The 23,999-nt window shown below is 61.2% G+C and carries 18 protein-coding genes; 3 read left to right on the forward strand and 15 right to left on the reverse strand.

From position 1 onward, the window contains the following. The first annotated feature begins 127 nt into the window (after positions 1–127). Both JQR87_RS07920 and JQR87_RS07925 read left to right on the forward strand, forming a co-directional pair. Entirely contained in the window at positions 128–1,222 is a 1,095-nt protein-coding gene (locus tag JQR87_RS07920; RefSeq protein WP_407291112.1) for a YCF48-related protein, read from the forward strand. 12 nt (positions 1,223–1,234) lie between these two features. After that, positions 1,235–3,589 carry an efflux RND transporter permease subunit gene (locus tag JQR87_RS07925; protein ID WP_407291110.1) on the forward strand — a complete coding sequence of 785 codons (2,355 nt, stop codon included), beginning with the start codon at positions 1,235–1,237 and terminating at the stop codon, positions 3,587–3,589. 133 nt (positions 3,590–3,722) lie between these two features. Here JQR87_RS07925 and cobA read toward each other — a convergent pair whose 3' ends face one another. The 4 genes from cobA to nirB form a co-directional block, all read right to left on the reverse strand. Then, positions 3,723–4,460: a uroporphyrinogen-III C-methyltransferase gene (cobA, locus tag JQR87_RS07930; RefSeq protein ID WP_407291108.1), complete on the reverse strand. Its 738-nt coding sequence runs from the start codon at positions 4,458–4,460 to the stop codon at positions 3,723–3,725. 70 nt (positions 4,461–4,530) lie between these two features. Then, positions 4,531–7,236: a nitrate reductase gene (locus JQR87_RS07935; protein WP_407291106.1), complete on the reverse strand. Its 2,706-nt coding sequence runs from the start codon at positions 7,234–7,236 to the stop codon at positions 4,531–4,533. Positions 7,237–7,280: 44 nt separating this feature from the next. Beyond that, a complete protein-coding gene (nirD, locus tag JQR87_RS07940; protein ID WP_407291104.1) occupies positions 7,281–7,607 on the reverse strand; it encodes a nitrite reductase small subunit NirD in 327 nt (108 codons plus the stop codon). 74 nt (positions 7,608–7,681) lie between these two features. Then, on the reverse strand, positions 7,682–10,132 hold the full coding sequence (gene nirB / locus JQR87_RS07945; RefSeq protein ID WP_407291102.1) for a nitrite reductase large subunit NirB: 2,451 nt from the start codon (positions 10,130–10,132) through the stop codon (positions 7,682–7,684). A 485-nt stretch (positions 10,133–10,617) separates the two neighbouring features. Here nirB and JQR87_RS07950 point away from each other — a divergent pair, with 485 nt between their 5' ends. Further along, entirely contained in the window at positions 10,618–10,938 is a 321-nt protein-coding gene (locus JQR87_RS07950; RefSeq protein WP_407291100.1) for a class I SAM-dependent methyltransferase, read from the forward strand. Positions 10,939–10,953: 15 nt separating this feature from the next. On the opposite strand, the gene JQR87_RS07955 is transcribed toward JQR87_RS07950, so the two are convergent. The 11 genes from JQR87_RS07955 to JQR87_RS08005 all read right to left on the reverse strand — a co-directional run bounded on the left by JQR87_RS07955 (position 10,954) and on the right by JQR87_RS08005 (position 23,770). Beyond that, positions 10,954–12,627: a protein kinase domain-containing protein gene (locus JQR87_RS07955; RefSeq protein ID WP_407291099.1), complete on the reverse strand. Its 1,674-nt coding sequence runs from the start codon at positions 12,625–12,627 to the stop codon at positions 10,954–10,956. A gap of 88 nt (positions 12,628–12,715) precedes the next feature. Next, on the reverse strand, positions 12,716–13,927 hold the full coding sequence (locus JQR87_RS07960) for a nitrate/nitrite transporter (protein ID WP_407291098.1): 1,212 nt from the start codon (positions 13,925–13,927) through the stop codon (positions 12,716–12,718). A 299-nt stretch (positions 13,928–14,226) separates the two neighbouring features. Further along, complete coding sequence (locus tag JQR87_RS07965; protein WP_407291096.1) at positions 14,227–14,670, reverse strand: thioesterase family protein; 444 nt, start codon at positions 14,668–14,670, stop codon at positions 14,227–14,229. A gap of 338 nt (positions 14,671–15,008) precedes the next feature. After that, positions 15,009–15,587 (reverse strand): ANTAR domain-containing response regulator, encoded by a 579-nt coding sequence (locus JQR87_RS07970; protein WP_407291095.1) that lies wholly within the window; start codon positions 15,585–15,587, stop codon positions 15,009–15,011. Between the two features lie 14 nt (positions 15,588–15,601). Then, a complete protein-coding gene (locus tag JQR87_RS07975; protein WP_407291094.1) occupies positions 15,602–16,822 on the reverse strand; it encodes an ABC transporter substrate-binding protein in 1,221 nt (406 codons plus the stop codon). A gap of 183 nt (positions 16,823–17,005) precedes the next feature. Then, a complete protein-coding gene (locus tag JQR87_RS07980) occupies positions 17,006–18,628 on the reverse strand; it encodes a BatD family protein (RefSeq protein WP_407291092.1) in 1,623 nt (540 codons plus the stop codon). Continuing rightward, positions 18,625–20,352 carry a VWA domain-containing protein gene (locus JQR87_RS07985; protein ID WP_407291090.1) on the reverse strand — a complete coding sequence of 576 codons (1,728 nt, stop codon included), beginning with the start codon at positions 20,350–20,352 and terminating at the stop codon, positions 18,625–18,627. Before JQR87_RS07985 ends, JQR87_RS07980 begins: the two co-directional genes overlap by 4 nt. Continuing rightward, entirely contained in the window at positions 20,349–21,362 is a 1,014-nt protein-coding gene (locus JQR87_RS07990; RefSeq protein ID WP_407291089.1) for a VWA domain-containing protein, read from the reverse strand. Before JQR87_RS07990 ends, JQR87_RS07985 begins: the two co-directional genes overlap by 4 nt. Next, positions 21,355–21,846 (reverse strand): DUF4381 domain-containing protein, encoded by a 492-nt coding sequence (locus JQR87_RS07995; RefSeq protein WP_407291087.1) that lies wholly within the window; start codon positions 21,844–21,846, stop codon positions 21,355–21,357. Before JQR87_RS07995 ends, JQR87_RS07990 begins: the two co-directional genes overlap by 8 nt. Then, complete coding sequence (locus JQR87_RS08000; protein ID WP_407291085.1) at positions 21,843–22,811, reverse strand: DUF58 domain-containing protein; 969 nt, start codon at positions 22,809–22,811, stop codon at positions 21,843–21,845. The genes JQR87_RS07995 and JQR87_RS08000 overlap by 4 nt, the downstream gene beginning before the upstream one ends. Then, the gene (locus tag JQR87_RS08005; protein ID WP_407291084.1) at positions 22,811–23,770 is read right to left on the reverse strand and encodes an AAA family ATPase; all 960 of its coding nucleotides are present in this window, start codon (positions 23,768–23,770) and stop codon (positions 22,811–22,813) included. The genes JQR87_RS08000 and JQR87_RS08005 overlap by 1 nt, the downstream gene beginning before the upstream one ends. Between the last annotated feature and the right edge of the window lie 229 nt (positions 23,771–23,999).

The following is a 23,999-nucleotide window of genomic DNA, read 5'->3' on the forward strand; positions in this document are numbered from 1 at the left end:
ATATCAATCAGCCCGGTTTAACAAAACATAACGTCCAGGCAATTGCCGTCGCTTTCGAAAGCCCTATAGCATGGATTCGCCTGTCTCCATACGCAGGCCCTACCTAATAAAAATAAAGGGGGTATGTATGAGTGAGCCCGTCATGTGGCGCACACCGTTTGGCCGCGTGGTAGAAACTTCCCGCACGCCAATCTCTAGCAGTCGATCGCCGCTGGCAAGAACGCTCTCGCTCTGCAGTGTTCTATCCGTCCTTCTTTTTACGGTCACTCCGGCTCAGGCCCAAAGCTCCACCGAGCCAGGCGTCCGCTATGCGATCGAATCGCAGAAAGCGGCCTCCACGTTGCTGCTTGATATCGCTCATGCCGGCAATCGTCTGGTCGCTGTTGGAGACCGAGGCCACATTCTCTACTCCGATGACGCAGGGACCAGCTGGACGCAGGCGAAGGTGCCAACTCGCCAGCTGCTTACAGCGGTGACCTTTGCTGATGACAAGCACGGCTGGGCGGTTGGTCACGATGCCTTGATTCTGGCCACCAGCGACGGTGGTCAAACCTGGACCCGGCAGTACGAAGACCGCGAAGGTGAGGTGCCGCTCCTCGACGTCTGGTTCGAGAATGCACAGCACGGCTTAGCCACCGGCGCCTACGGTGTTCTACTGGAAACCACCGATGGCGGGCAGAACTGGGAAGACGTGGCTGGTCGTCTCGACAACGAGGACGGCACGCACCTCAACGCCATCGCTGAGATCGCCGGTTCCGGCGTGTTCATCGTGGGTGAGATGGGGGGCATGTTCCGCTCCGCCGACATGGGTGAGACCTGGGAACGTGTCGACTCGCCTTACCAAGGGTCCTTTTTTGGCGTTGTAGGCGGGGGAGAGCCCGGCGTCGTCGTGGCCTTTGGTCTGCGCGGTAACCTGTTCCGCTCCACGGACTTCGGGGATACCTGGCAGGCCATTGAACTGCGCGACGAGAATGACCCCCTGGAAACCGGTTTGGCCGATGGCAATCTGCTTTCGGACGGCCGTGTTGTGGTCGTGGGGCATGGCGGCACGGTGCTCAGCAGCGACGACAAGGGACAGACCTTCTCGCTGTTCAGCCGGCCGGATCGGCGCTCATTGTCAGGTGTGGTTGCTAACGCGGACGGCAACCTCGTCCTCGTCGGGCAAAGCGGCGTGAGGGTCGTGGCGCCCACCGGCGCAAACCTGCCCGTAAAACAACAATAAGCCGGAGCCAACATGACCAAGCATCAGCAGAAGCCGGCGTCCTTTCTGGAGCGCCTGATTTTCAATAATCGACCGGCGGTGATCCTTCTCTGCCTGTTGATCAGTGTCCTTCTGTTTTATCAGGCGGCCCAGGTTCGGCCGTCGACCAGCTTCGAAAAGATGATCCCGCTGGGACACCCGTACATTCAGAACATGCTCCAGCACAGGGATGACCTGGCCAACCTGGGCAACACGGTACGCATCTCTGTGGCGGCTAAGGATGGCGACATCTTTTCCAAGGAATACATGGAAACGCTGCGTCAGATTCATGACGAGGTGTTTTATATACAGGGCGTTGACCGCTCAAACATGAAGTCGCTCTGGAGCCCCAGCGTACGCTGGACCGAGGTGACCGAGCAGGGCTTCGCCGGCGGAGAGGTCATCCCGCAAACCTATGACGGCTCGCCGGAAAGCCTCGACGACTTGCGTAGCAATATCCTCAAGTCCGGGCAGATCGGTCGTCTGGTTGCCAACGACTTCAAATCCAGCATCATCGACGTGCCGCTGATGGAGTCCTATTCGGACCCGGATGATCGCAGCAAGCAGATCGTGCTCGACTATCAGAAGTTCTCCCACGAGCTGGAAGAAAAGATTCGCGACAAGTACGAGGCGCAAAACCCGAATGTGGAAATCCACATTATTGGTTTCGCCAAGAAAGTGGGTGACCTGATTGACGGCCTGGTTGGCGTCGCGTTGTTCTTCTTTGTAGCCATCGGCATCACCCTGGCCCTGCTGCTGTGGTTTACCCGCTGCTTCAAGAGCACCATCGCTGTCGTGGTGACCACGCTGATCGCCGTTGTCTGGCAGCTCGGCCTGCTGCACACGCTGGGCTTTGGGCTCGATCCGTACTCGATGCTGGTGCCGTTCCTGGTCTTCGCCATCGGTATCTCCCACGGGGTGCAGAAGATCAACGGCATCGCCATGGCGTCGGGTGAGACTAATGACCCGCTGGCAGCGGCGCGGATGGCATTCCGGCAGCTTTTCATCCCGGGCATGGTGGCGCTGGCGTCCGATGCCGTCGGTTTTGTGACCCTGCTGCTGATCGACATCGGTGTGATCCGCGAACTGGCTATCGGTGCTTCGCTGGGTGTGGCGGTCATCATCCTGACCAACTTGATTTTGCTGCCGGTAGCCATTTCCTATCTGGGTATCAGTCAGCGGGCGGTGAAACAGGCTCGTGACGAAGCGTCGCGCGATCATCCCTTCTGGCGTACGCTTTCCGGCTTTGCCAGTCCCAAGGTCGCGCCCATTTCCTTGGTCATCGCCTTGCTCGCGGTCGGCGGCGGGCTGTGGTACGGCCAGAACCTCCAGATCGGCGACCTTGATCAGGGCGCGCCCGAATTGCACCCGGATTCGCGCTACAACCTCGACAACGACTTTGTCATCAGAAACTACTCGACCAGCTCCGACGTGCTGGTGGTCATGGTCAAGACGGCGCCAGAAGGTTGTGCCCATTACGACACGCTCGCGGCTATGGACGAGCTGATGTGGAAGATGGAGAACACCGAGGGCGTGCAGTCGGCGGTATCGATGGTCACTGTCGCACGGCAGAGCATCAAGGGCATGAACGAGGGCAGCCTGAAATGGGAAACCCTGTCGCGTAACCAGTTCGTGCTGAACAGCTCCATCGCTCGCGCCGAAGGCATGTACAACAGCAATTGCTCGCTGGCCCCGGTACTGGTGTTCCTCAACGACCACAAGGCGGAAACGCTGGAGCACGTAGTCTCCGCGGCACGCGAGTTTGCTGAGGAAAACAATCGCGAAGGCCTCGAGTTCGTTCTTGCTGCCGGTAACGCGGGGATCGAAGCGGCGACCAACGAGGTGATCGCGGCTTCCGAAACCACCATGTTGATCGCGGTATACGCAGCTGTGAGCTTCATGTGCCTGCTGACCTTCCGCTCCGTCGCGGCCACCCTGTGCGTGATCCTGCCGCTGGTGCTGACCTCGATACTGGGCAATGCGCTGATGGCCTTCATGGGAATCGGCGTAAAGGTGGCGACGCTGCCGGTAATCGCGCTGGGTGTGGGCATCGGTGTTGACTACGGCATCTATATCTACAGCCGTCTGGAGTCGTATCTGCGGCAGGGTATGACGCTCCAGGAAGCGTACTACCAGACCCTGAAGTCCACCGGTAAGGCGGTAATCTTCACCGGTATCTGTCTGGCAATCGGTGTATTCACCTGGGTGTTCTCTGCGATCAAGTTCCAGGCGGACATGGGCTTGATGCTGACGTTCATGTTCCTTTGGAACATGGTCGGTGCGATCTGGCTGCTGCCAGCACTGGCACGCTTCCTGATCAAACCGGAGAAGCTGCGGCAGAAGGCGTAATGTTCGGGTAGGTACTCAAACCGCGGCCACTGTGCCGCGGTTTTTATTGGTCTGGATAAAGCTGGCCTTGCGCTTCGCGCCAGTCAGCGACTTGCAAGTTCGGCTTACGGCATGACTGGCATCTCATGGCAGGTTAGGCCGTTTGGCTCAGCGCGTAGGTGACCGCTTGCGCCGCGACTTCACCAATCACCAGAATCGCCGGGCTCTTGAGCTTGAAGCCGAGGGCGTCTGCACACATGGCGCCGACGTTGGAGCGGCATTCACGTTGCTGCGGTAGCGAGGCGTTTTCAATCATGGCCACCGGGGTGCTGGCTGGCAGACCGCCTTCGATCAGGCCTGTCTGCACCTGCTCCAGACTGCTCACGCCCATATAGACGACCAGTGTGGTACCGGTTTTGGCCAGCGCGTGCCACTCGGGACTGCTGCCGTCGAGCGTATGGGCCGTAACCAGCGTGACGCCACGTGCCACGCCTCGTTGAGTCAGGGAAATGCCACAGCCGGTCGCACCGGCTAGGCCAGCGGTGATCCCATTGACCAGTTGGACCTCGATTCCACGCTCGGCCAGCCACTCGGCTTCTTCGCCACCGCGGCCAAAGATGAACGGGTCGCCGCCTTTCAGACGTACTACACACTTACCCTGGCGCGCATAGCGTAGCATCAGCCGATGGATGAACGCCTGTGGCGTGGAGCGACAGCCGCCGCGCTTGCCTACCGGGATTACCCGTGCGTTGGGGCAGTGTTCGAGCACGGCAGGGTTGACCAGATCATCGATCAGCACCACCTGCGCCTCGCCCAGGGCACGTACGGCCTTGAGTGTCAGCAGCTCTGGATCACCGGGACCCGCACCCACCAGCCAGACTTTTGCGCTCATGTCTTACCTCTCGTGCTGCTGTGATGGACATGCGATGCGTTGTGCATCGCTTCGCTTTTGAAGTGTTACCTCAAGCTACCGCGGGTTGCTTAACCAGCAGCCGCTTGATTTCCGGTACACAGGAACCACAGCGGGTGCCGCAGCCCAACTCTTGCTTCAAACCGTTCAGATCCAGGCCCCGTTCGATGCCAGCGCAAACGGCGTCCTCGCTGACATTCATGCAGTTGCACAAGGTCTTGCCTGAGCGCACTTCGCCGCCTGGTGGTGTACTCAAGGGTGCAAGCAACCAGCGGCGCAACGCCTGGTCGGCCTTGCCGTCATGCCACAGCTGCTTGAGCCAGCTGCGCGCTGCGGTTTCCCCTGACAGGCTGAGAGCAACGATGCGGTCATCTTCGATGCGTACCCGTTTGCCAATGGCTCGGCGTGGGTCTTCGTAAATCAGCACCGGACCGTCGTCCAGCCCCAGCAACTGCTCAAGCTGCGCCAGTTGCGCTTGGCTCGGTGCCTCGTGGCACGCCGCACGGATGACCAGTGCTGGCCGGTCTCGGCCTGTCAGGCTGAAGCTGGCGTAGGCGAACCCCTCGAAGAATGGCCGCAGGGCTTCGAAACGCTTCTGCACCGAACCTTCAACGAGCGCAAAGAATTGCCACGGCAACTCGACTTTCTCCACCTCGATGCCGGCGTGCTTGAGCTCGGGTTGCTTGGAGATCGGATCGAACGCTGGCAGCGTGAGCCTGTTTATGCCCAGCCCCTTGAGAAACCGATCGCCCCAGTGCATCGGCATGAAGGCCTGACCCGGCCGCAGGCTGTCGTCCTTCTGAACTGGAAGCAGCAGTTCGCCACGATGGCTGCGTACCTTCACCAACTGACCATCGAGCAGGTGACGACGGTGCATGTCGTCGCCGCTCATGCTGAGCAGCGCTTCTTCGACGTGGCCGAACAGGCGCGCGGCAGTGCCGGTGCGGCTCATGCCATGCCAGTGGTCGCGCAGGCGACCGGTGTTCAGCGTGAGCGGGAAGCGCGCCTCGCGCTTCTCCTTTGGTGCCTGGTATTGCTCAGCGAGGAAGCGCGCCCGTCCGTGCTCTGTTGGAAACACGCCGTCTTCGTAGAGTCGCTGCGTTCCGCTCTGGCTGCCCTCGGGAAAGGGCCATTGCTGTGGGCCGAGTTGGTCGATCAGCGCGTGGCTGAGACCGGATAGATCGAGGTCGCGGCCCCGGGTGAGCAGCTTGTATTCCTCGAACAGTGCGGCAGGATTATCGAAGTTGAACAGGCCCGGCTGACCGGGGCGCATCCGCTTTTCCAGCCGGTGTGCAAAGTCACAGGTGATCGACCAGTCGGGGCGCGCTTCACCCGGTGCTGCCACAGCCGACCGCACATGGCTGATCCGGCGTTCGGAGTTGGTCACGGTGCCTTCCTTCTCGCCCCAGCTGGCGGCGGGTAACAGGAGGTCGGCGTAGCGACAGGTTTCAGTGGTAGAGAAGGCTTCCTGGAGCACGACGAATGGACAGGCCGCCAATGCTTCATGAATCTTTTGCTGGTCCGGCATTGACTGCGCGGGGTTGGTACAGGCGATCCACAGCGCCTTGATCTTGCCGTTGCGCACGGCCTCGAACAGCTCAATGGCGGAGAGCCCTGGCGTTTCGGGAAGGTCCGATACACCCCAGTACCTGGCGACTTCGCTGCGGTGTGCGGCGCTGGCGGCGTCGCGGTGGCCTGGCAGCAGATTCGACAGGCTGCCGGTTTCACGTCCACCCATGGCATTGGGTTGACCGGTCAGCGAGAAGGGTCCGGCGCCCGGCTTGCCGATCTGGCCGGTGGCCAGATGCAGGTTGATCAAAGCGCTGTTTTTGGCGCTGCCGGAGGTGGACTGGTTGACACCCATGCACCACAGCGACAGGAAGCTTGGGGCGTTACCGATCATCCGTGCGCAGCTTTGCAGGTCGTGAACGCTGATGCCGCACAGGTCGGCCACGACAGCCGGGCTGTAATCGCGCACCATGCTTTTCAGCTCGTCGAAGCCCTCCGTGTGAGCCTCGATGAAGTTTCGGTCGATCCAGCCTTCCCACAGCAGCAGGTGCAAGATGCCGTGGAACAGCGCGACGTCCGTACCGGGCAGAATTGGCAAGTGCAGGTCGGCCAGCTCGCCAGTATCGGTGCGGCGCGGGTCGACGACGATGATTTGCATGTCCGGGCGCTTGGCCTTGGCTTCCTCCAGCCGGCGAAACAGCACCGGGTGGGCGTACGCCATATTGCTGCCGACGATCAGCACGCAATCGCTCAGCTCGATGTCTTCATAGCTGCAGGGCGGCGCGTCGGCACCGAGGCTGCGCTTGTAGCCGACCACGGCAGAGGACATGCACAGGCGGGAGTTCGAATCGATATTGTTGGTGCCGATCAGCGCTCGGGCGAGCTTGTTGAATGCGTAGTAGTCCTCGGTCAGCAGTTGGCCGGAGATATAGAAGGCGACACTGTCCGGCCCGTGCTCGGCAATGGTCTCGGCAAATATGTTGGCGGCATGATCGAGTGCGCTGTCCCAACTGCTCCGTGCACGGGCAAGCCCTTTGCCCAATCGTAGCTCGGGATAAAGCGCGCGCGCGTCGAGGTCGCCGGTCAGGTGCAGCGTCGAGCCTTTGCTGCACAACTTGCCGAAGTTGGCGGGATGGCTCGGGTCGCCCGCGACATCGAGGATGCGCTCGCCGTCGTGCTCGATCAGCACACCACAGCCCACGCCGCAGTAACAGCAGGTTGAGGCGGTTGTCTGGGTCGGCCGGCTCATGCAATCGCTCCGTTTCTTAGTGTGGTTGTCGATAACGCGGTCACTCAGGCGCACCCGTTTGCACTGTTGAGTGAGAGCAATACTCGGCCGTTCTCGACTCGAGCCTGATGACGGTGTGCACAGCCGACATCGGGCGCGACGGCTTCACCACTATCGAGATTGATCTGCCAGTTGTGCAGCGGGCAGGCAACCTGCTTGCCGAAAACGATGCCTTGGGACAGCGGGCCACCCTTGTGCGGGCACCGGTCATCCAGCGCGAACACTTGATCATCCGCGGTGCGGAACACTGCGATGTTGCCCTTGGGGCCGGCGACGATTCGCGCGCCAAGCGGGTTGATCTCGTCCAGTGAACAGATGTCGAACCATGTCATGGCAGTGTCCTCGCAATTCGGTTGAGCCAGTGTCTTTTGCGCGGGGACGAGTCGATCGCCTCCGACATGAATGGTCATGCAGGCTCGATCTGGGCCAGCTGGATCGTTTCGTATTCTTTCTTCAGCGATTGTTCGGCGATGGCCTTTTTCCAGCCGTCTCCTTCGAAGCTCAGCGAGAACATCAACCGTTGGGCAAGTGCCTTGCGCCGGCCTTCGTCTTCAAGCACCGCTTTCTTGATGTAATCGAGGCCGACACGCTGCATGTAATGCACGGTACGCTCGAGGTAGAAGCCTTCCTCGCGGTAGAGCTGGAGAAAGGCGAAGCTGTACTCGGCGACTTCCTCGGCCGTCTTGACCTTGGCGAAGAATTCCCCGGCCTCGGTCTTGATGCCCCCATTACCCCCGATGTACAACTCCCAGCCGGAATCCACACCGATGATGCCGACGTCCTTGATGCCGGATTCGGCGCAGTTGCGCGGGCAGGCGGAAACGGCCAGCTTGACCTTGTGCGGCGAGTACATGCCGAACAGGGCCTTCTCCAGATCGATGCCCAGCCCGGTCGAGTTCTGGGTGCCGAAGCGGCAGAATTCCTGGCCCACGCAGGTCTTCACCGTGCGGATGGATTTGCCATAGGCGTGACCGTCGGGCATGTCGAGGTCCTGCCAAACCTTCGGCAGGTCGTCCTTCTTGATTCCGAGCAGGTCGATGCGCTGTCCGCCGGTGACCTTCACCAGCGGCACCTTGTACTTGTCTGCAACATCGGCGATGCGGCGCAACTCGGCCGCGTTGGTCACGCCGCCGAACATTCTTGGGACGACTGAATAGGTGCCGTCCTTCTGGATATTGGCGTGGGCGCGTTCGTTGATGAAGCGCGACTGCGGGTCATCCTTGGCTTCGCCCGGCCAGGAAGAGATCAGGTAGTAATTCAGTGCCGGGCGGCAGGTGGCGCAGCCGTTGGGGGTGCGCCAGTTCATGTAGCTCATCGCCTCTGGAATGCTGATCAGGTGCTGATCGACGATGGCCTTGCGCACCTGGCCGTGGTTGAGATCGCTGCAGCCGCAGATGGCTTTTTCGCTTTTCGGCTTCACATCCGCGGCGCCGCCGACAGTGCTCATCAGGATTTGTTCGACCAGCCCGGCGCAGGAGCCGCACGAACTTGCGGCCTTGGTGTGCTTCTTCACATCGTCGACGGAGAACAGCCCGTGTTCCTGGATCGCCTTGACGATGGTGCCTTTGCACACGCCGTTGCAGCCGCAGACTTCCATGGTGTCGGGCATGGCCATGGCCTTATTCTGGCCCTGGTGGCCAGTATCGCCGATGGCGCCTTCACCAAACATGAGTTGATCGCGAATTTCGCTGACGTTGTGGCCTTCGCGCACCTGGCGGAAATACCAGCCACCGTCGGCCGTGTCGCCGTACAGGCAAGCACCGACAAGGATATCGTCCTTGATCACCAGCTTCTTGTACACCCCGCCAATGGGGTCGGAGAGGGTGATGGTTTCGGTGCCTTCACCGCCGAGGAAATCGCCAGCGGAGAACAGGTCGATGCCAGTGACCTTGAGCTTGGTCGAGGTCACCGAGCCGAGGTAACGGGAAAAACCGAGCATCGCGAGGTGGTTGGCGCAGACTTTGGCCTGCTCGAACAATGGAGCAACCAGCCCATAGGCGATGCCACGATGGTTGGCACACTCGCCGACGGCGTAAACCCGCGGGTCATAGGTCTGCAGGGTGTCGTTGACCAGGATGCCGCGATTACAAGGAATACCGGCCTTTTCCGCCAGCTCGCTGTTGGGGCGGATGCCGGCCGCCATGACCACCAGGTCGGCATCGATGACTTCGTCATCGGCGAAGCGCACGGCTTTGACCCGGCCGGCTTCGTTGCCAATCAGCTCTGCGGTCTGCTTTTTCATCTTGAAGCTCAACCCGCGGCTTTCCAATGCCGTCTGCAAGAGGGTGCCTGCCGTCTTGTCGAGTTGGCGCTCCATCGGCCATTCCCCTATGTGCACCACTGTCACATCCATGCCGCGCAGTTTCAGGCCGTTCGCGGCTTCCAGTCCGAGCAGTCCACCACCGATCACCACCGCGTGCTTGTGGGTTTTGGCGGCATCCATCATCGCCTGGGTGTCGGCGATGTCGCGGTAGCCGATCACGCCATCCAGGTTGTTGCCGGGAATCGGGAGCATGAAGGGATTCGACCCCGTAGCGATCAGCAGCCTGTCGTACTCTGCTTCGCTACCGTCTTCGGCGATAACGCGACGCTTGACCCTGTCGATCTGGACCACCTTGCGGTTCAGCATCAGACGGATGTTGTTGTCGCTGTACCACGTGAGATCGTTGAGTACGATTTCCTCGAAGGTCTGCTCGCCGGCCAGCACTGGGGAAAGCAGGATGCGGTTGTAGTTGGGATGCGGCTCAGCACCAAAAACCGTGATCTCGTAGAGCTCGGGGGCGAGCTTGATCAGCTCCTCTAACGTACGCACCCCGGCCATGCCGTTTCCGACCACCACAAGCTTGAGCTTCTTCATGCCGTTCTCCCCACCGGGCCGTTCAGCCGACCGCTACGTGACTGTGCATATGGAAAATCCAAACGAAAAAAGGCGTCCCACTGATCTCCCAGTGAGGACGCCTTTGTCCTTGTCTTTCCGTATTCGGAGCCAGACCCTCCACGTTGAAGGTCCAGCCTAAGTATCGAAGCTAATGCAGAGGTTATGCCAACAGCGCTTTTAGCGTGTTCACAGCGGTTGGAGGCAGTTAGGTAAGGAGGCTTTCGAGGTTTATCGCACCCTGATGAATCGCTCTGCGCAGCACTGGTGCAGGCAGGCGCCAGGACATGGTAAAAAATGACCGTTGACAGCGGCCGGGTCGCTTTTCTATTGTTTCGTCCATGCGCCGATTTAGTCAGCTACTTGCGGGGCGCCTGGAGCCAAGGCTTCGAAATACCGCTAAAGCGCTGGTTCGGTGTCGCCTCCCACCGCTGCCCAGCGGAATTCTTGAGGCGGGACTTCTCCCAATGACTGCACTGCAACATGCTCCTCTACGCTTGGCCCCGATCACCAGCGGGCTGGTCCAAAGCAACCCGAAAATTCTTCTGGGCGGTAGCCACCAACCCTCGTTGTTGCGCTACTTGGATGGCTGGCCGGCGCGCTGGGGCAAGCCGCGCGCTTTTCTCGTTCAGTTCACCGGTGCCGATGAATCGTTGGCGCATTTCTCAACCAACAGTTTCGACCTGGCCGTGATCCAGGCGCCAAGCGCGGAACGTCTGGAAGAGTGCGTGCGGCAACTGACGCGTGTGGCGCGGCAAGGTTTGATCGTCCGGCGCGCGTCCATCTGATCACGAGGCGATCGGCTAACTTCCTTTGGCGAGCCACACCAGCAAGGCCAGATTCAGCAGCATCGACACCAGTGCGAGGGCGCGCCAGACCTTCAATGGCTCGCGTTCCAGCAGTGGCAGCTTGGCCACGTTGTTTGGCACGCGCTCACCTTGTTCGAGCGTCAGGAGCCATTCTTCAGCCGTTTCGTAGCGCTGCTTGGGATCGGCCGCAACGGCGCGTTTGAGCATTTCATCCAGCCACTGGGGGAGGTCGGGGCGATAGCGACTGGCTGGAACGGGTATGCCGAAACGCGGCCGCTGAAATGCCTCGACTTCACCATAGGGGTAGTGGCCGGTGAGCACGTAGTAAAGTGTGACGCCTGCGGCGTACAGATCCTGTTCCCGACTTGGCGCTGCGCCGGCGAATGCTTCCGGAGCGATATAGCTCGGCGTGCCCGGCAGGCTATGCGGTACGTCTTGGGACAGACCCGGACAGTAGGCCAGGCCGAAATCGAGCACGCGCAGTTCGCCGTCTTCGCCCATGTGCAGGTTCTCCGGCTTTATATCGCGGTGCAGGATGTTGCGCCGGTGCAGCATGCCCAGCGCGCGTATCAGACGCGGAGCCAGCTGTAGCCAATCCGGCAGCGGCATTGGTCCCTGGCGATCAAGGTACTGGGCGAGCGTCTGGCCGCTGTGTTCACGCTGCACGTAGTACAGGTGCTGGCGCTGCGGCAAAGCATGCGTCTCAGGGAAGTGCCGACCGGCAACCCGACGCAGAAACCATTCCTCCTGGAGCAGTGCGGGTCCCGCGTGCGGTTCGTTATCGCGGCTGGGTGGGAGCGTCTTCAATATCCAGGGTTGACCCTGCTTATCAGCTACTCGGTACACCAGCGATTGTCGCGACTCGGCCAACAATGCCTTGATCGCCCACCCTTCAAAAAGCTGGTCCGGTCGCAGCCTTGGAGGCAGCGGCCAGTCTGGCAGTTGAGCAAGTGAGTCGGCCAGCGCCGCTTCCGGCAATTCGTCGACCCGCAGCAGCAGCGCGCTGGCGTTATCCTGGCCGCCAGTCTGGTGTGCAAGATGGACCAGCGCATTGGCGGCGCGCGCGAGATCCGGCTCGGCTCGCAAAATGTTTTGGATATCGCCCTCGGTAATGCTGGCCCAGACGCCGTCGCTGAGCAGGACAAAGCTTTCACCGAGTCTTAGCTCTCCGTCGAGATAATCCACCACCAGGTGTTGGTCCAATCCCATGGCACGCTTGAGCACGTGCTGCATGTTCGGCTGCTCCCACACGTGGTCCTCGCTCAGCCGCTGGAATTCGCCGTCATGCCAGCGGTAGGCGCGGCAGTCGCCGACATGAGCGAGGGTGAAGCGCCGACCGCGCAGTACCAGCGCCGTCAGGGTGGTCAGCAGGGGTTGACCGCCGCCATTGGCTTGCAGCCAGCGATTGTGGGCGACTAGCAACCGGTCCAACGATTGCGTGACGCTCCAGGTTTCTGGCGTGGCGTAGTAATCGGTCGCCAGCGCCTGCAGTGTCGCGCGTGCTGCGAGTCCGCCGTCCGCACATTGGCTGACGCCATCTGCGATGGCGAATAATGCTCCTTTGCTCGCGGCGAGGCCGGGTGTCGGTGTGACGATGCGCAGCGCGTCCTGGTTTTCTTCACGAGGACCGGTGGCGGTGGCTTCGCCGAATGACAACTGCAAGGGCATCAAGGATCTCTCGGAAGGGCGCGAAGTGGAGTGGCGTGAAATGACGAGGCAGGCCCGGTAAGCCTGCCTTTCAGTCGCCCAGTGAAACCTAGACCCGCGCGGCGGTCATCGCCGCAGAGCCCCAGGTGGTTCTCCAGCGACGCTTCACACCATAAAGGCCAAACCACGCCAGCGCCCCCAGGCTCGCGAACAGCCAGAGCCCCATTTGGTAATCACCGGTCGCTTGTTTGACCGCGCCCAGCCCGGCGGTCAGCAGAAAGCCACCGATGCCGCCCGCCATTCCGACCAGCCCGGTCATCACACCGATCTCCTTGTTGAAGCGCTGCGGCACCAATTGAAATACCGCACCGTTGCCGGCGCCGAGGCTGAGCATAGCGACCACGAACAGCGCCAGCGCAGCCGTCGAACTCGGCAGGTTGAACCCGACGACGAACAGGCAGGCGGCGGCAATCGTGTACATGATCAGCAGCGAGCGGATTCCACCAATCCGGTCGGCCAGCGCGCCGCCGAGCGGGCGCAGCAGGCTGCCAGCAAATACGCAAGCGGCGGTGTAGTAGCCGGCCTTGACCGGATCGAAGGCGTACTGGTCGTGAAAGTAGCCGGGCAGGGTACTGGCCAGGCCGAGAAAGCCGCCAAAGGTGACGCTGTAGAAAAACATGAACCACCAGCTGTCGCGGTCGCCCAATGCCTTCATGTAATCGGCGAAGGATTTCGGCGCGGGGCGGTTCGGCGCGTTCTTGGCGAACGTGGCAAAGATGATCAGCGTGAGCACCAGGGGAATCAAAGCCAGGCCAAACACGTTGCTCCAGCCGAACATACTGGCCAACACCGGAGCGAACAGCGCCGCGAACACAGTGCCTGAGTTGCCCGCACCGGCGATGCCCATGGCCTTGCCCTGATGCTGCGGCGGATACCACTGCGAGGCCAGCGGCAGGGCGACGGCGAAGGAGGCGCCTGCCATGCCGAGGAACAGCCCGAGCAGCAGGGCTTGCTCATAGCTGTGAACTCCATTCAGCCAGGCTACGAACAAGGCTGCGATCACCACTATCTGACCGAACAGTCCGGCAGTCTTCGGCGAAGTGCGATCGGCGAGCATGCCTAGGACCAGTCGCAGAACGGCCCCGGAAAGAATGGGCGTCGCTACCATGAAGGCACGCTGCTGCGTGGTCAGGCCAAGGTCAGCTGCAATCTGCACGCCCATCGGGCCGAGTACATACCAGACCATGAAACTCAGGTCGAAGTAGAGAAAGGCGGAGAACAGTGTCGGCGTGTGGCCGGCTTTCCAGAAACTCGTATTCATCAAACACCTCATTAGACAAGTTGTACCGGCGTGCCAGCTGGCCGTCGGGTAATGCCTCCGCCCCAGCGCGTTGGGGCCAAACGAAAAAGGCGCCGCGAACCACCGTCAGTCTCAACGGGGGCAACGCGACGCCTTTGTCATGTCTGTGAGTAACCGCCTTTGGCTACCTGACTTGCGCTAAGCAGAAGCTGTGCCAACAGCCAAGGGCGCCTGGATGGGCGGGCTCGAACGTGATCTGGGTTCTGAAGGGAGTCAGCAAGCGCGCATCCGTGGTGCGCGGTGCTTCGAAGTAGGGCGCATCAGGCGATGCGGTTGACCTTTGGAAATTTCGCCTCGAACTCGGCTGGCATGCGTACCACCCGGGTCTCTTGATAGTTGTAGAAAACAAAGCCGGACTTGGCCATGGCGATCAAGGTGGCATCGGCAGGACGGGTAATTCGAAAGATGATGTCGCCACCGTACGGGTTGAAATCCATCACGCCGACTTCGAACAGCAAGGCGTCCCGCGCATGGGCCTCGGCTTTGTACGTGGTCGCCAGGTCGGTGACGATAATGCCGCTGCCGTCCTTGCTGGTCTCGGCAATGCCGTAGGCGAACAGGAAGCGTGCGCGGGCTTCGGAAATCATGGAGATCATCGAATCGTTTGCCAGGTGATTGCCAGCATTGATGTCGGTGATGCGAACGGTCAACTGCGTGGAAAAGCAGAACTGGTCTTCTGGGAACTTGAGGGTCAGGCGGGCCATGGTGTTCTCGTATTGCTGAAGGCTTGGTGCGGGGCGTTGTGCCGAAGGTCGGCGCCATGCGGACGGTGATTCTACGCGCCCACATGGCGGGACGAAGCATGATTCAAGGGGTTGATAGTCTGTAAGACCGCCCAGTGCCATCCTGACCCACTTGCTCAATGTCGTGCGTCCGGGTGCCCTGTCATGTATACGGGTACGAGATGCACTCGTGTTCTTAGAACGATCAGTAGGGCGGCGACTTCGTCTCTATTGGCGTTTGGCCCAGACAAGCAGGCTGCGCAATCGCTGAAGTCATTCGCCGGCGGCATGCCAGTGATCACTGCATGAGTCGGGGCCGCCTATTGCCCCAGCAGATCGTTCATGGCAATGATCTGCTCAGCGACCTGAATAAGTTTTTGCTGGCGGCTCATAGCCTGGCGGCGCATGAGGGTGTAAGCCTCTTCCTCGTTGCAGCTGCGCATTTTCATCAGCATGCCCTTGGCCAACTCGATGCGCTTGCGTTCCGCCAGTTGCTGATCGCGCGCCTGCAGCTGCGCGCGGATCGCCTGATCGCTCTCGAAACGAGCCATGGCGACGTCGAGGATCGGTTTCAAACGCTGGGCCTGTATGCCCTCCACAATGTAAGCGCTGACACCGGCACGGATCGCGTGCCGCATGGCATCGGGGTTGCTGTCGTCAGTGAACATCACGATAGGTCGCGGTTGGTCGCGGCTGACCATCACCACCTGCTCCATCACGTCGCGGCCGGGCGAATCGGTATCGATCAGGACCACATCCGGGCGAACGGCTTCGACCCGTTCGGGCAGATCGATCGTCAGGCCGGACTCTTCGATCACCTCGAATCCGGCTTCGATCAGGGCAGTGCGCAGGCGACCGACCTTGCGCGGCGTATCGTCGATAAGAAGCACGCGGAGCATGGCTGTCTCCCTTTTCAAGGCTTACGAGGCGGCGAAGGGTCCGCCAGGGCATGTAAGGCAAAGCCTCGTGCATAGCCGGCAGGATCGCTGCCGTCCCAATGGCTGCCGTCCATGAGCGTCGCACTGCGCATGGACGAGGCGGGGACTGGAATGCCTAACGTAGCCGCTGCGTCGCGGTACAGGCTGGTTTGCTGCACGCGCTGCGCTACGGCGAAGTAATCCGGATCGTCGCGTAGCAGACCCCAGCGGCGCAGCTGCGTCATGAACCAGAGGCCGTCGGAGTGATAGGGCATGTTCACTTCGCCGTCGCCGAAGAAGCGCAGCGGGTGTTTGTCCAGCCAGGCATGACCAAGGCCATCTTCATAACGACCAAGGAAGCGCGGCTCGATGGCGGCAACGGGCGCGTCGACATACTCTCGCCCCGAGATCAGCTGTGCCGTGCTACGGCGGTTTTCCTCACTCTCGTCAATGAAGCGGCTGGCTTCGAGGATGGTCATGACCAACGCTCGGGCTGTGTTGGGGTACTGGTCGACGAATTCACGGGTACAGCCGAGCACTTTCTCAGGGTGATTAGCCCAGATGGATTGGCTGGTCGCGATGGTGAAGCCCATTTCTTCCTCGATGGCCTGCGCGCCCCAGGGCTCACCCGCGCAAAACCCATCGATGCGACGCGCCCGCAAATGGGCAACCATCTGAGAAGGCGGCACTACCAGCGTGCGAACATCCTGCAACGGATGGATGCCTTTGGCCGCCAGCCAGTAATAAAGCCAGAGCGCATGCGTGCCGGTGGGAAAGGTCTGAGCGAGGGTGAGCTTTGCACCGCTTTGGCGCACACAATTGCTCAGCGCATCGGGATCGGTCACGCCAGCCGACTTCAGCTCGCTTGAAAGGCTGATGCTCTGCCCGTTTTGCGCCAGGCCCATGAGCACCGCCATGTCCTTCGGGGCGCTACCGCCAATGCCGAGATGGATTGCATAGATCAACCCATATAGACCGTGAGCGGCGTCGAGCTCGCCTTCGACCAACTTGTCCCTCACGCTTGACCAGGAACTCTGGCGCTGGAGCTTGAGCGTGAGGCCGTAGGGCTGGGCGAAGCCCTGGGTCGCCGCGACAATCAGCGATGCAGCATCGGTCAATGCCATGAAGCCGAGGTTGACGACGTGCTTTTCCGGCGCGTCACTTCCGGCAACCCAGGCCCGTGGATCGGGGCAGGGCGAGGAGGATAGATCGGTCATGCTGAAGAGCGCCTTTGCCATGCGGGCTGCATACCGCCCCATCGTGAGGGACCGCTGCATGCCGGGAAACCTAACCCAGGTTTAGCAAGCCACATGCCAAGCAAAGGACACGATATGGCGAGCCTGGGGCCGGGCCATCCCAGGCGAGGCATCCTGCGAAAGCCTAGGACAGCGGCATGTTGTTCAGCGTGGATATAGGGGCGGAAGCGCCCCGGATTCCTGCTCAGTATCGCCCGACTGGCTTGCCGGCAGACTCTGGATAGCCTGCCAGAGGGCTTCGCCTTGCCAACGCTGCCCGGTCTCGCTGTATAGCGCACCGTTCAACCCATCAAGTGCATCGGACAACGGCTGGAAACGCGCCGCCATGTCGGCCAGTGTTTCAGGCTGCTGGCGCGCCCAGGCATCAAGCGCATGGCGAGTGGTTTGGGTGTCGTTGGCCAGGCAGGCTCGCTTGAGATCCTCAAGCAGACTGCGAGGCGTCGGTCCGGCCTGCACGGTACGAATTACCGCTGGTTGGTTGCGGGCATGCAGCCACAGGCCAAACCCGAGAACGGTCGTCAGTGCCAGCAGCGCGCTGCTCAGCTGCCAGGGCCACAACCGTGCTGCGTCCCGTTGCTCAGGCTCGTCCTGCATTTCGATTGCTGGAAGTTGGATGTCCGGGTTTTCGGCGACCGCCAAGGTGCGTGCGGGCAGTACGCTTCGTTCGAGGCGATCCTCTACAGTGTTCCACCAGACCAGTTCGACCGGTTGAAGCGCAAAATCCCCCGTATGGGTCGCTACCAGGGCTTCGCGCTGCTCACGAGTGCCACTGACACCATTGGCAGTGACTTCGTTTGTCAGGGTTGGCTGATCGGGATAGCTGCGCAGGCCGGGCACCTTCGTCGACTCGACAGGGGGGAGCTGGGTGCCGGTCAAACCGTCAGCCTTCAGCAGCACACTGCGGGTCAGGGCTTCACCCAGTAGAGCATCTGCGGGTTCCGGACTCCACGCTTCGACCATCGTCAAGCTGCGGGCAGGCAGCCAGGGCGCGTCGGCCGGATACTCGGCCGGCTTGGGTCTGACAATCAGGGGAATCGTGGGCGATTTGACTTGGGTCGAACGCCCGAACCGCGACCCGTAACGATCACCGGTGGCGGGTGCCACGGTGGTGGCGCTGAACAGCTGCGCCGGAATCGTCAGCTGGCCGCTTTTCTGTGGGAACACGGCATAGCGGATCTCGATAACGCCATGGCGCACGCCGTTGATGTCTTTCTCATAGGTACGCGGCTCACCCAGCCGCTCCACCAGCGCATCACTCATTTGAAGTGGCGAAAGGGTGCTGTCGTCATAAAGTGAGACCGAATGATAGATACGCAGGGTCAGCACGACCTGCGCTTGAACATAGACCTCATCCTGGTCGAGGCTGGCATCGATGAAGATTGGGGCGAGCAGCTCGCTGTCGCTGATGCTCGGTTCGGTGACATGCAAGGTGATCGGGTCACTATGGGCATCGCCAAGTTGCAGCGGAGGGATCACGACGTAACCCGTCTGAAGCGGTTGGAGCGTGACCTGCCATTGCGTGATTGCGCGCGCTTCGCCGTTCGCTCCCGACAACTGATTGATCTGGCGCGTGCCGAACACCTTGAACAGGTTGGCGAGAGGCTGCAGGTCTGGCTTGCCGAACGCAGTGGAGTCGGCTGTTTCCAAGGTCAGCTCGACCGTTTCGTCCAAGCTCAACTGGGTGCGATCGACCCGAGCGGTCAGTGTCGAAGCGTGTGCTTGCACGCTAAGCAGGAACAGCAACACCCATGTCATCCACCGCTTCATCGGGTCAGTTCCTGGCGTTTGTGTTGTTCATAGAGAAATTTCCTGCGTAGCAGCTCGCCGGGGTCGTCGGGAATCTTGCGCAGCCACTGTTCCATCGCCTGGTCCTGTTCGGGATCGAAGGGGGCTTCCTGCGCACGGGCCAACGCCTGTTCGTCAGAAGCGGGCTGGGATTCGGCTGGCGACTCATTCAGCGTTTCGCTCGATGCTACGTCTCCTTCGTTCGGTGGAGACTGGGTCTGGGTCTCGCTGGGCTTTTCTGTCGCCGCGGCGGAGCCTTTGCTGCTCTGTGCCTGTTTGGCCGGTTCGTCTTCTGGAGTTCGTTCTTGCTGGGTTGGCTCGGCTGGTGGTGGATCATCCCTGGTTTGCAGCTGGCGCAGGGCTTCTTCGACGGCCGCCTTGTTACGCCTAGCGACCTCCAGGTCGGGGTCCAGCTCCAAGGCTTGCTCATAGGCTTCGATTGCCGCCTGAAGCTCGTCATTGCGGGCCAGGGCATTGCCCCGGTTGTAATGATCAGCGGCAGAGTCCCCTTTGCTGAATTGTTCAGCCGCACCCGCGAAGTCGCCTGCCTGATAGCGAGCATAGCCTTGCCACTGGTGATCCTCGAAGTGCTGGGCGGCTTCGTCCGGGCGGGATGATTGCAGCAGACGCATACCCTGTTGATCGGGCCGGCGCCAAAGGTCCTCCATGCTGAAAGCGCTGGCTGGCGGGGGTACGAGTAGGAAAAGCGGCAGGCAGAAAAGCCATCCCCGACGTCCGGCACAGGCGGCAAGCAGGAGCAGCGGCAGAAGCAACCAGTAGCCCTGATCCAGCCAGGTGTCGAGACGGGTAGTGTTCTCCTGGGCCTCCAGGTCGCCGCTGCGTTCGAGCAAACCAAGCGTTCGCAAGTCCATGTCGTCGACGCGAGCCTGTTGGTAGCGCCCGCCGATGCGGCTCGCAAACTGGCGCATGATATTATCGTCCAAACGAGGAATGACGATGGCGCCCTTGTCGTCCTTGAGAAAGCTGCCGTCCTCGCGGGGGATCGGGGCACCCTGCTCGGTCCCGATGCCCAGCACAAGAAACTTGTTATCGCTGCCGTTCAGCAGCCGCTCTATCGCCAGACGCTCAGCTTCGTCCAGGCTGCTGCCGATCAGCAGTAGCCGTCCGTGGCCGTTGGCGCCGTGTTGAAGAAGGTCGATGCCATGCGCCACTGCCAGGTCGGCGCGATGTCCAGGCTCGGGCATCAGCTCAGGCTTCAACGCGCCCAGCAGGTTCTGTGTGGTGGCCATGTCATTGGACAGAGGCACCAGCGTGTGGGCGCTGCCAGCGAAGACCACCACAGCCGTCTGTGCGTCTTCGCGGGTCTGCAGCAGATCAACAATCTTGCGTTTGGCCTGCTCGAGCCGGCTCGGATGCACGTCTGTCGCCAGCATGGCGGGCGTCGTTTCCAGCAGAATCACCAGAGGATCCGCGCGAGACATGCTGGGCTGCTCGAGCTTATGCCAGCTGGGTCCAAGCAGCGCCAGACTCGCCAGTAGCCAGGCACAGCCGAGCAGAATCCACGGAAGCTTGCTATTGCGCAGCCTGCCTCTGGTCAGCAGTGCCGCATGAAAGGCTTCAGGCAACAGGCGTTGCCAACGCCCGGTTTGGCGCTGTCGGCGCCACAAATGCCACAGCAACCATATCGGCAAAGGCATCATCAGCAGCCAGAACGGACGTAGCAGATGGGGTATCCAGTCGATCACGACGGTCTGCTCCGAGGGAAGAAGCTACGCGGAGATCGATGCCAGATGCTACGTGCCACCATCAGCCAGCTGATCAGCAATGCGATAGCCAGCGGCCAGGGATAAAGCGCCGTAGCCATCCGAGCCTGCGCGGGTCGTTGCGCTGCGGGCTCGAGCTTATCAAGTGTGGTGCCCACCGCTTTGAGTTCTTCGTTGGAGCGCACGCGGAAATATTCGCCGCCTGTTTCGTAGGCAATCATGCGGAGGGTCGTCTCGTCCAGATCGCCACCGGGGTTGAAGCCGAAGCGGGCAATCATGCTGTCGTCCGCTTCGGCACCGATACCAATGGTATGCACCTTGATGCCTGCGGCCGCAGCGAGGCGAGCGGCCTGTAACGGCTCGATTTCGCCTCCATTGTTTGCACCATCGGTTATCAGGACCAGCACGCGACTCTTGGCTGGCCGGTCACGCAGGCGCTTGACCGCCAGGCCGATGGCGTCACCCACAGCAGTGTTGCTGCCGGCAATACCAATTACCGCTTCATCGAGCCAGATTCGCACGGTTTCTCTGTCAAACGTCAGCGGCGCTTGTAGGTAGGCTTTACTGCCAAACAGGATCAAGCCGACGCGGTCGCCGCGCCGTTCGGCGATGAACTCGCCCACCAGATGCTTGACCAGCTCCAGACGACTGATTTCTTCGCCCTTCCACTGCATATCCGGAAACTCCATGGATCCCGACACATCGACCGCAAGCAGAAGATCGCGGCCGTTGGTTGGCATGGGCAGTGGTTCGCCGAGCCATTGCGGTCTGGAAGCGGCGGACAGCAACAACAACCAGATGAACAGATAAGGCAGCTGTTGCCGCCAAGCGGGAAGGGCGATCGCGGCGCGGCGCCCGGCGAGATGCTCCAGTTCGGCTAGAAAACTGACTTTCAACGCAGCGTCGCTGCTTTCCGATACCGGTAGTAACCAGCGCAACAGCCAGGGCAGGGGAAGTAGTAGCCAGACCCACGGCCAAGCCAGCTCAAACATGCTTGCGAATCCAGATCTGCACGGAAGACTCCAGGCCCTGTATGGCCTTGTCGTCCAGCCGGCACTCGGCTCGGTAAGCGCCCTCGACCAGCACCATCCAGCGCGTCAGGCCCGCGGCCGGGCACCGATTATCCAGAAACGCCAGCCAGGCGCGTCCGCTTAGAGTGTGGGGATGGTCATCTGGATAGCGAATCCGGCACAGACGTTTGAGCAGTGCGTTTATCTGCTGCAGCCAATGACTCGCGGGCTGGCCGCCATAGGGCTTGGAGAGCTGAGCGAGTTCCTGCAGTGCGGTTTGCCGTTGCGGGTCCAGGCTTGTCTCGGCAGGTGCGATGGCTTTGCCTTTCCATCGCCGCCAAGGGCGCAATCGCACCAGCAGTACGAGACTTAGCAACAGCGCAGCCAGAAACCACCAGCCAGGCGCCAGCGGCCACCAGCTCACCGGTGCGGGCGCAATGAGTGGTTCCAGCGGGAGCGCATTCATCGCCGTGCTCCAGGATGCTGCACGCTGAGGTGCTCGCGAAACTGGTCCACCAGCTCCAGCTGGGTGTTCAGCGGCATGAACGGGAGGCGAAGCCGTTCTGCCAGGCGCTTCCAGCGTGCGCTGCGGGCCTCGCCTTGCTGCCGATAGCGCTGCCTTAACGTTGTGTCATGAGTGTCCATCTCCAGCCGTGCGCCCAGCTGCGCGAAACGCAGCAGACCCGCTGGGGGTAGATCGTGGTCGAGCGGGTCGCACACCGGAATCAGCAGCAGGTCGACATGACGCGCTAGCAAGGTCAGCTGTTGTTCGGCGGCATCGTCCAGTGCGCGCTCGTCGCAGAGGATCACCGCCAGGCTACCTGGACGAAGTACCTCGCGCGCGCGCCTGAGGGCCTGGCCTAACGCGTGCGGTTCGTGCGGTTGGTCGGCCTCAAGGCTGGCATTGGCGCGGGCCAGACGGTCAAGCAATTGCAACAGGCTCTGCTTGCTGCGCCGGGGTTTGATTTCGTGTTGTTCACCGTGCCCGAACACAAGACCACCGACACGGTCGTTGTGGCTCAGCGCAGCCCAGCCCACCAGGGCTGCGGCCTGCGCGACGACCACTGATTTGAATGCGCGCCCGCTGCCGAAGAACAAGCGCGAACTCTGCTCGGCGAGCAGGTAGATGGGGCGTTCTCGCTCCTCGTGGAACAGCTTCGTGTGGGGTTCCTGGGTGCGCGCTGTCACTCGCCAGTCTATGGTGCGAACATCGTCGCCCGCCTGGTAGATGCGCACTTGGTCGAAGTCCACCCCACGCCCCCGCAGCTTCGAGTGATGCAGGCCGACCAGTTGGCTTCGCCGTTGCGGACTGGAGAACAGCGGGACTTCGCGGACTCGATGACGCATGTCGATCAGCTCGGCAAGGCTCACCCGTATGCCGTCGCCTGGCTTCTGGGCGGACGTGTCATCGATGGACCGCGTGGGGTGCATCAGGCCACCGCAACCACGTCGAGAATGCGTTGTAACACCCGGTCTTGATCGATACCGGCTGCTTCCGCCTCGAACGAGAGGATCAGGCGATGGCGCAGGACATCGAAGAATACCGCCTGGATGTCTTCCGGACTGACGAAATCCCGGCCCGCCAGCCAGGCATGGGCACGGGCACAGCGATCCAGCGAAATCGAGCCCCGAGGGCTGGAGCCGTATGCAATCCAGCCAGCAAGCTCGGCATCGAACTTGGCCGGGGTTCGGGTCGCCATGACCAGCTGCACCAGATATTCCTCGACCGCGTCGGCCATGTACAGGCCGAGAATTTCCTTGCGAGCCGCAAAGATCGCTTGTTGAGAAACCCGGTGTTCGGCTGGCGTCTCGCCATTGATCGCCTCGCCGCGCGCTTGCTGTAGGATTCGGCGCTCCACCGAAGCGTCTGGAAAACCCAATCTGACGTGCAACAGGAAGCGGTCAAGCTGCGCTTCGGGCAGTGGGTAGGTGCCTTCCTGCTCAATGGGGTTCTGCGTCGCCATCACCAGGAACAACGGTGAAAGATCATAAGTGCTGCGTCCAACACTGACCTGCCGCTCGGCCATGGCTTCGAGCAGCGCTGACTGCACCTTCGCCGGAGCCCGGTTGATTTCATCGGCCAGGACCAGGTTGTGAAAGATCGGACCCTGCTGAAAAACGAAGCTGCCGGTTTCCGGGCGGTAAATCTCCGTGCCCGTGATGTCGGCAGGCAACAGGTCGGGGGTAAACTGGATTCGGTGGAACTCCGCTTCGATCCCTCCTGCCAGCTCCTTGATTGCACGTGTCTTGGCAAGACCTGGTGCGCCTTCGACAAGCAGGTGGCCATCGGCAAGCAAGGCAATCAGCAGCCGCTCTATCAGCCGTTCCTGGCCGAGAATCTGGGTAGAAAGAAACTGTCGCAGCGCGACTATGGCTTCACGGTGATCCATCGCAGAGCTCTTTTGAAGGGGCGTGTCGGGGCGAGTGCTCGACGACCACGACTTTAATTCATTTGCCAATGCACAGGCTATGCGCGGCTCGGCAACTTCGCAGTTTGGACCCCGCCGTTTTTTATGCATCGTGACCGGAAGCAGCCTTGTCTGGCTGTGTAAAACGGGCAGGCCGGTGACGTTGACGGAGGTTCTGCGGGGCTCGATGCGCTGACCTCGCTATTGTTGG

The sequence above is a fragment of the Stutzerimonas stutzeri genome (assembly GCF_051028275.1).
GTDB classification, from domain to species: Bacteria; Pseudomonadota; Gammaproteobacteria; order Pseudomonadales; family Pseudomonadaceae; genus Stutzerimonas; species Stutzerimonas stutzeri_AS.

Coding starts and splice junctions, on each gene's coding strand:
- JQR87_RS07920 (WP_407291112.1), top strand. CDS start 128: ATGAGTGAGCCCGTCATGTGGCGCACACCGTTTGGCCGCGTGGTAGAA.
- JQR87_RS07925 (WP_407291110.1), top strand. CDS start 1,235: ATGACCAAGCATCAGCAGAAGCCGGCGTCCTTTCTGGAGCGCCTGATT.
- cobA (WP_407291108.1), bottom strand. CDS start 4,460: ATGAGCGCAAAAGTCTGGCTGGTGGGTGCGGGTCCCGGTGATCCAGAG.
- JQR87_RS07935 (WP_407291106.1), bottom strand. CDS start 7,236: ATGAGCCGGCCGACCCAGACAACCGCCTCAACCTGCTGTTACTGCGGC.
- nirD (WP_407291104.1), bottom strand. CDS start 7,607: ATGACATGGTTCGACATCTGTTCACTGGACGAGATCAACCCGCTTGGC.
- nirB (WP_407291102.1), bottom strand. CDS start 10,132: ATGAAGAAGCTCAAGCTTGTGGTGGTCGGAAACGGCATGGCCGGGGTG.
- JQR87_RS07950 (WP_407291100.1), top strand. CDS start 10,618: ATGACTGCACTGCAACATGCTCCTCTACGCTTGGCCCCGATCACCAGC.
- JQR87_RS07955 (WP_407291099.1), bottom strand. CDS start 12,627: ATGCCCTTGCAGTTGTCATTCGGCGAAGCCACCGCCACCGGTCCTCGT.
- JQR87_RS07960 (WP_407291098.1), bottom strand. CDS start 13,927: ATGAATACGAGTTTCTGGAAAGCCGGCCACACGCCGACACTGTTCTCC.
- JQR87_RS07965 (WP_407291096.1), bottom strand. CDS start 14,670: ATGGCCCGCCTGACCCTCAAGTTCCCAGAAGACCAGTTCTGCTTTTCC.
- JQR87_RS07970 (WP_407291095.1), bottom strand. CDS start 15,587: ATGCTCCGCGTGCTTCTTATCGACGATACGCCGCGCAAGGTCGGTCGC.
- JQR87_RS07975 (WP_407291094.1), bottom strand. CDS start 16,822: ATGACCGATCTATCCTCCTCGCCCTGCCCCGATCCACGGGCCTGGGTT.
- JQR87_RS07980 (WP_407291092.1), bottom strand. CDS start 18,628: ATGAAGCGGTGGATGACATGGGTGTTGCTGTTCCTGCTTAGCGTGCAA.
- JQR87_RS07990 (WP_407291089.1), bottom strand. CDS start 21,362: ATGTTTGAGCTGGCTTGGCCGTGGGTCTGGCTACTACTTCCCCTGCCC.
- JQR87_RS07995 (WP_407291087.1), bottom strand. CDS start 21,846: ATGAATGCGCTCCCGCTGGAACCACTCATTGCGCCCGCACCGGTGAGC.
- JQR87_RS08000 (WP_407291085.1), bottom strand. CDS start 22,811: ATGCACCCCACGCGGTCCATCGATGACACGTCCGCCCAGAAGCCAGGC.
- JQR87_RS08005 (WP_407291084.1), bottom strand. CDS start 23,770: ATGGATCACCGTGAAGCCATAGTCGCGCTGCGACAGTTTCTTTCTACC.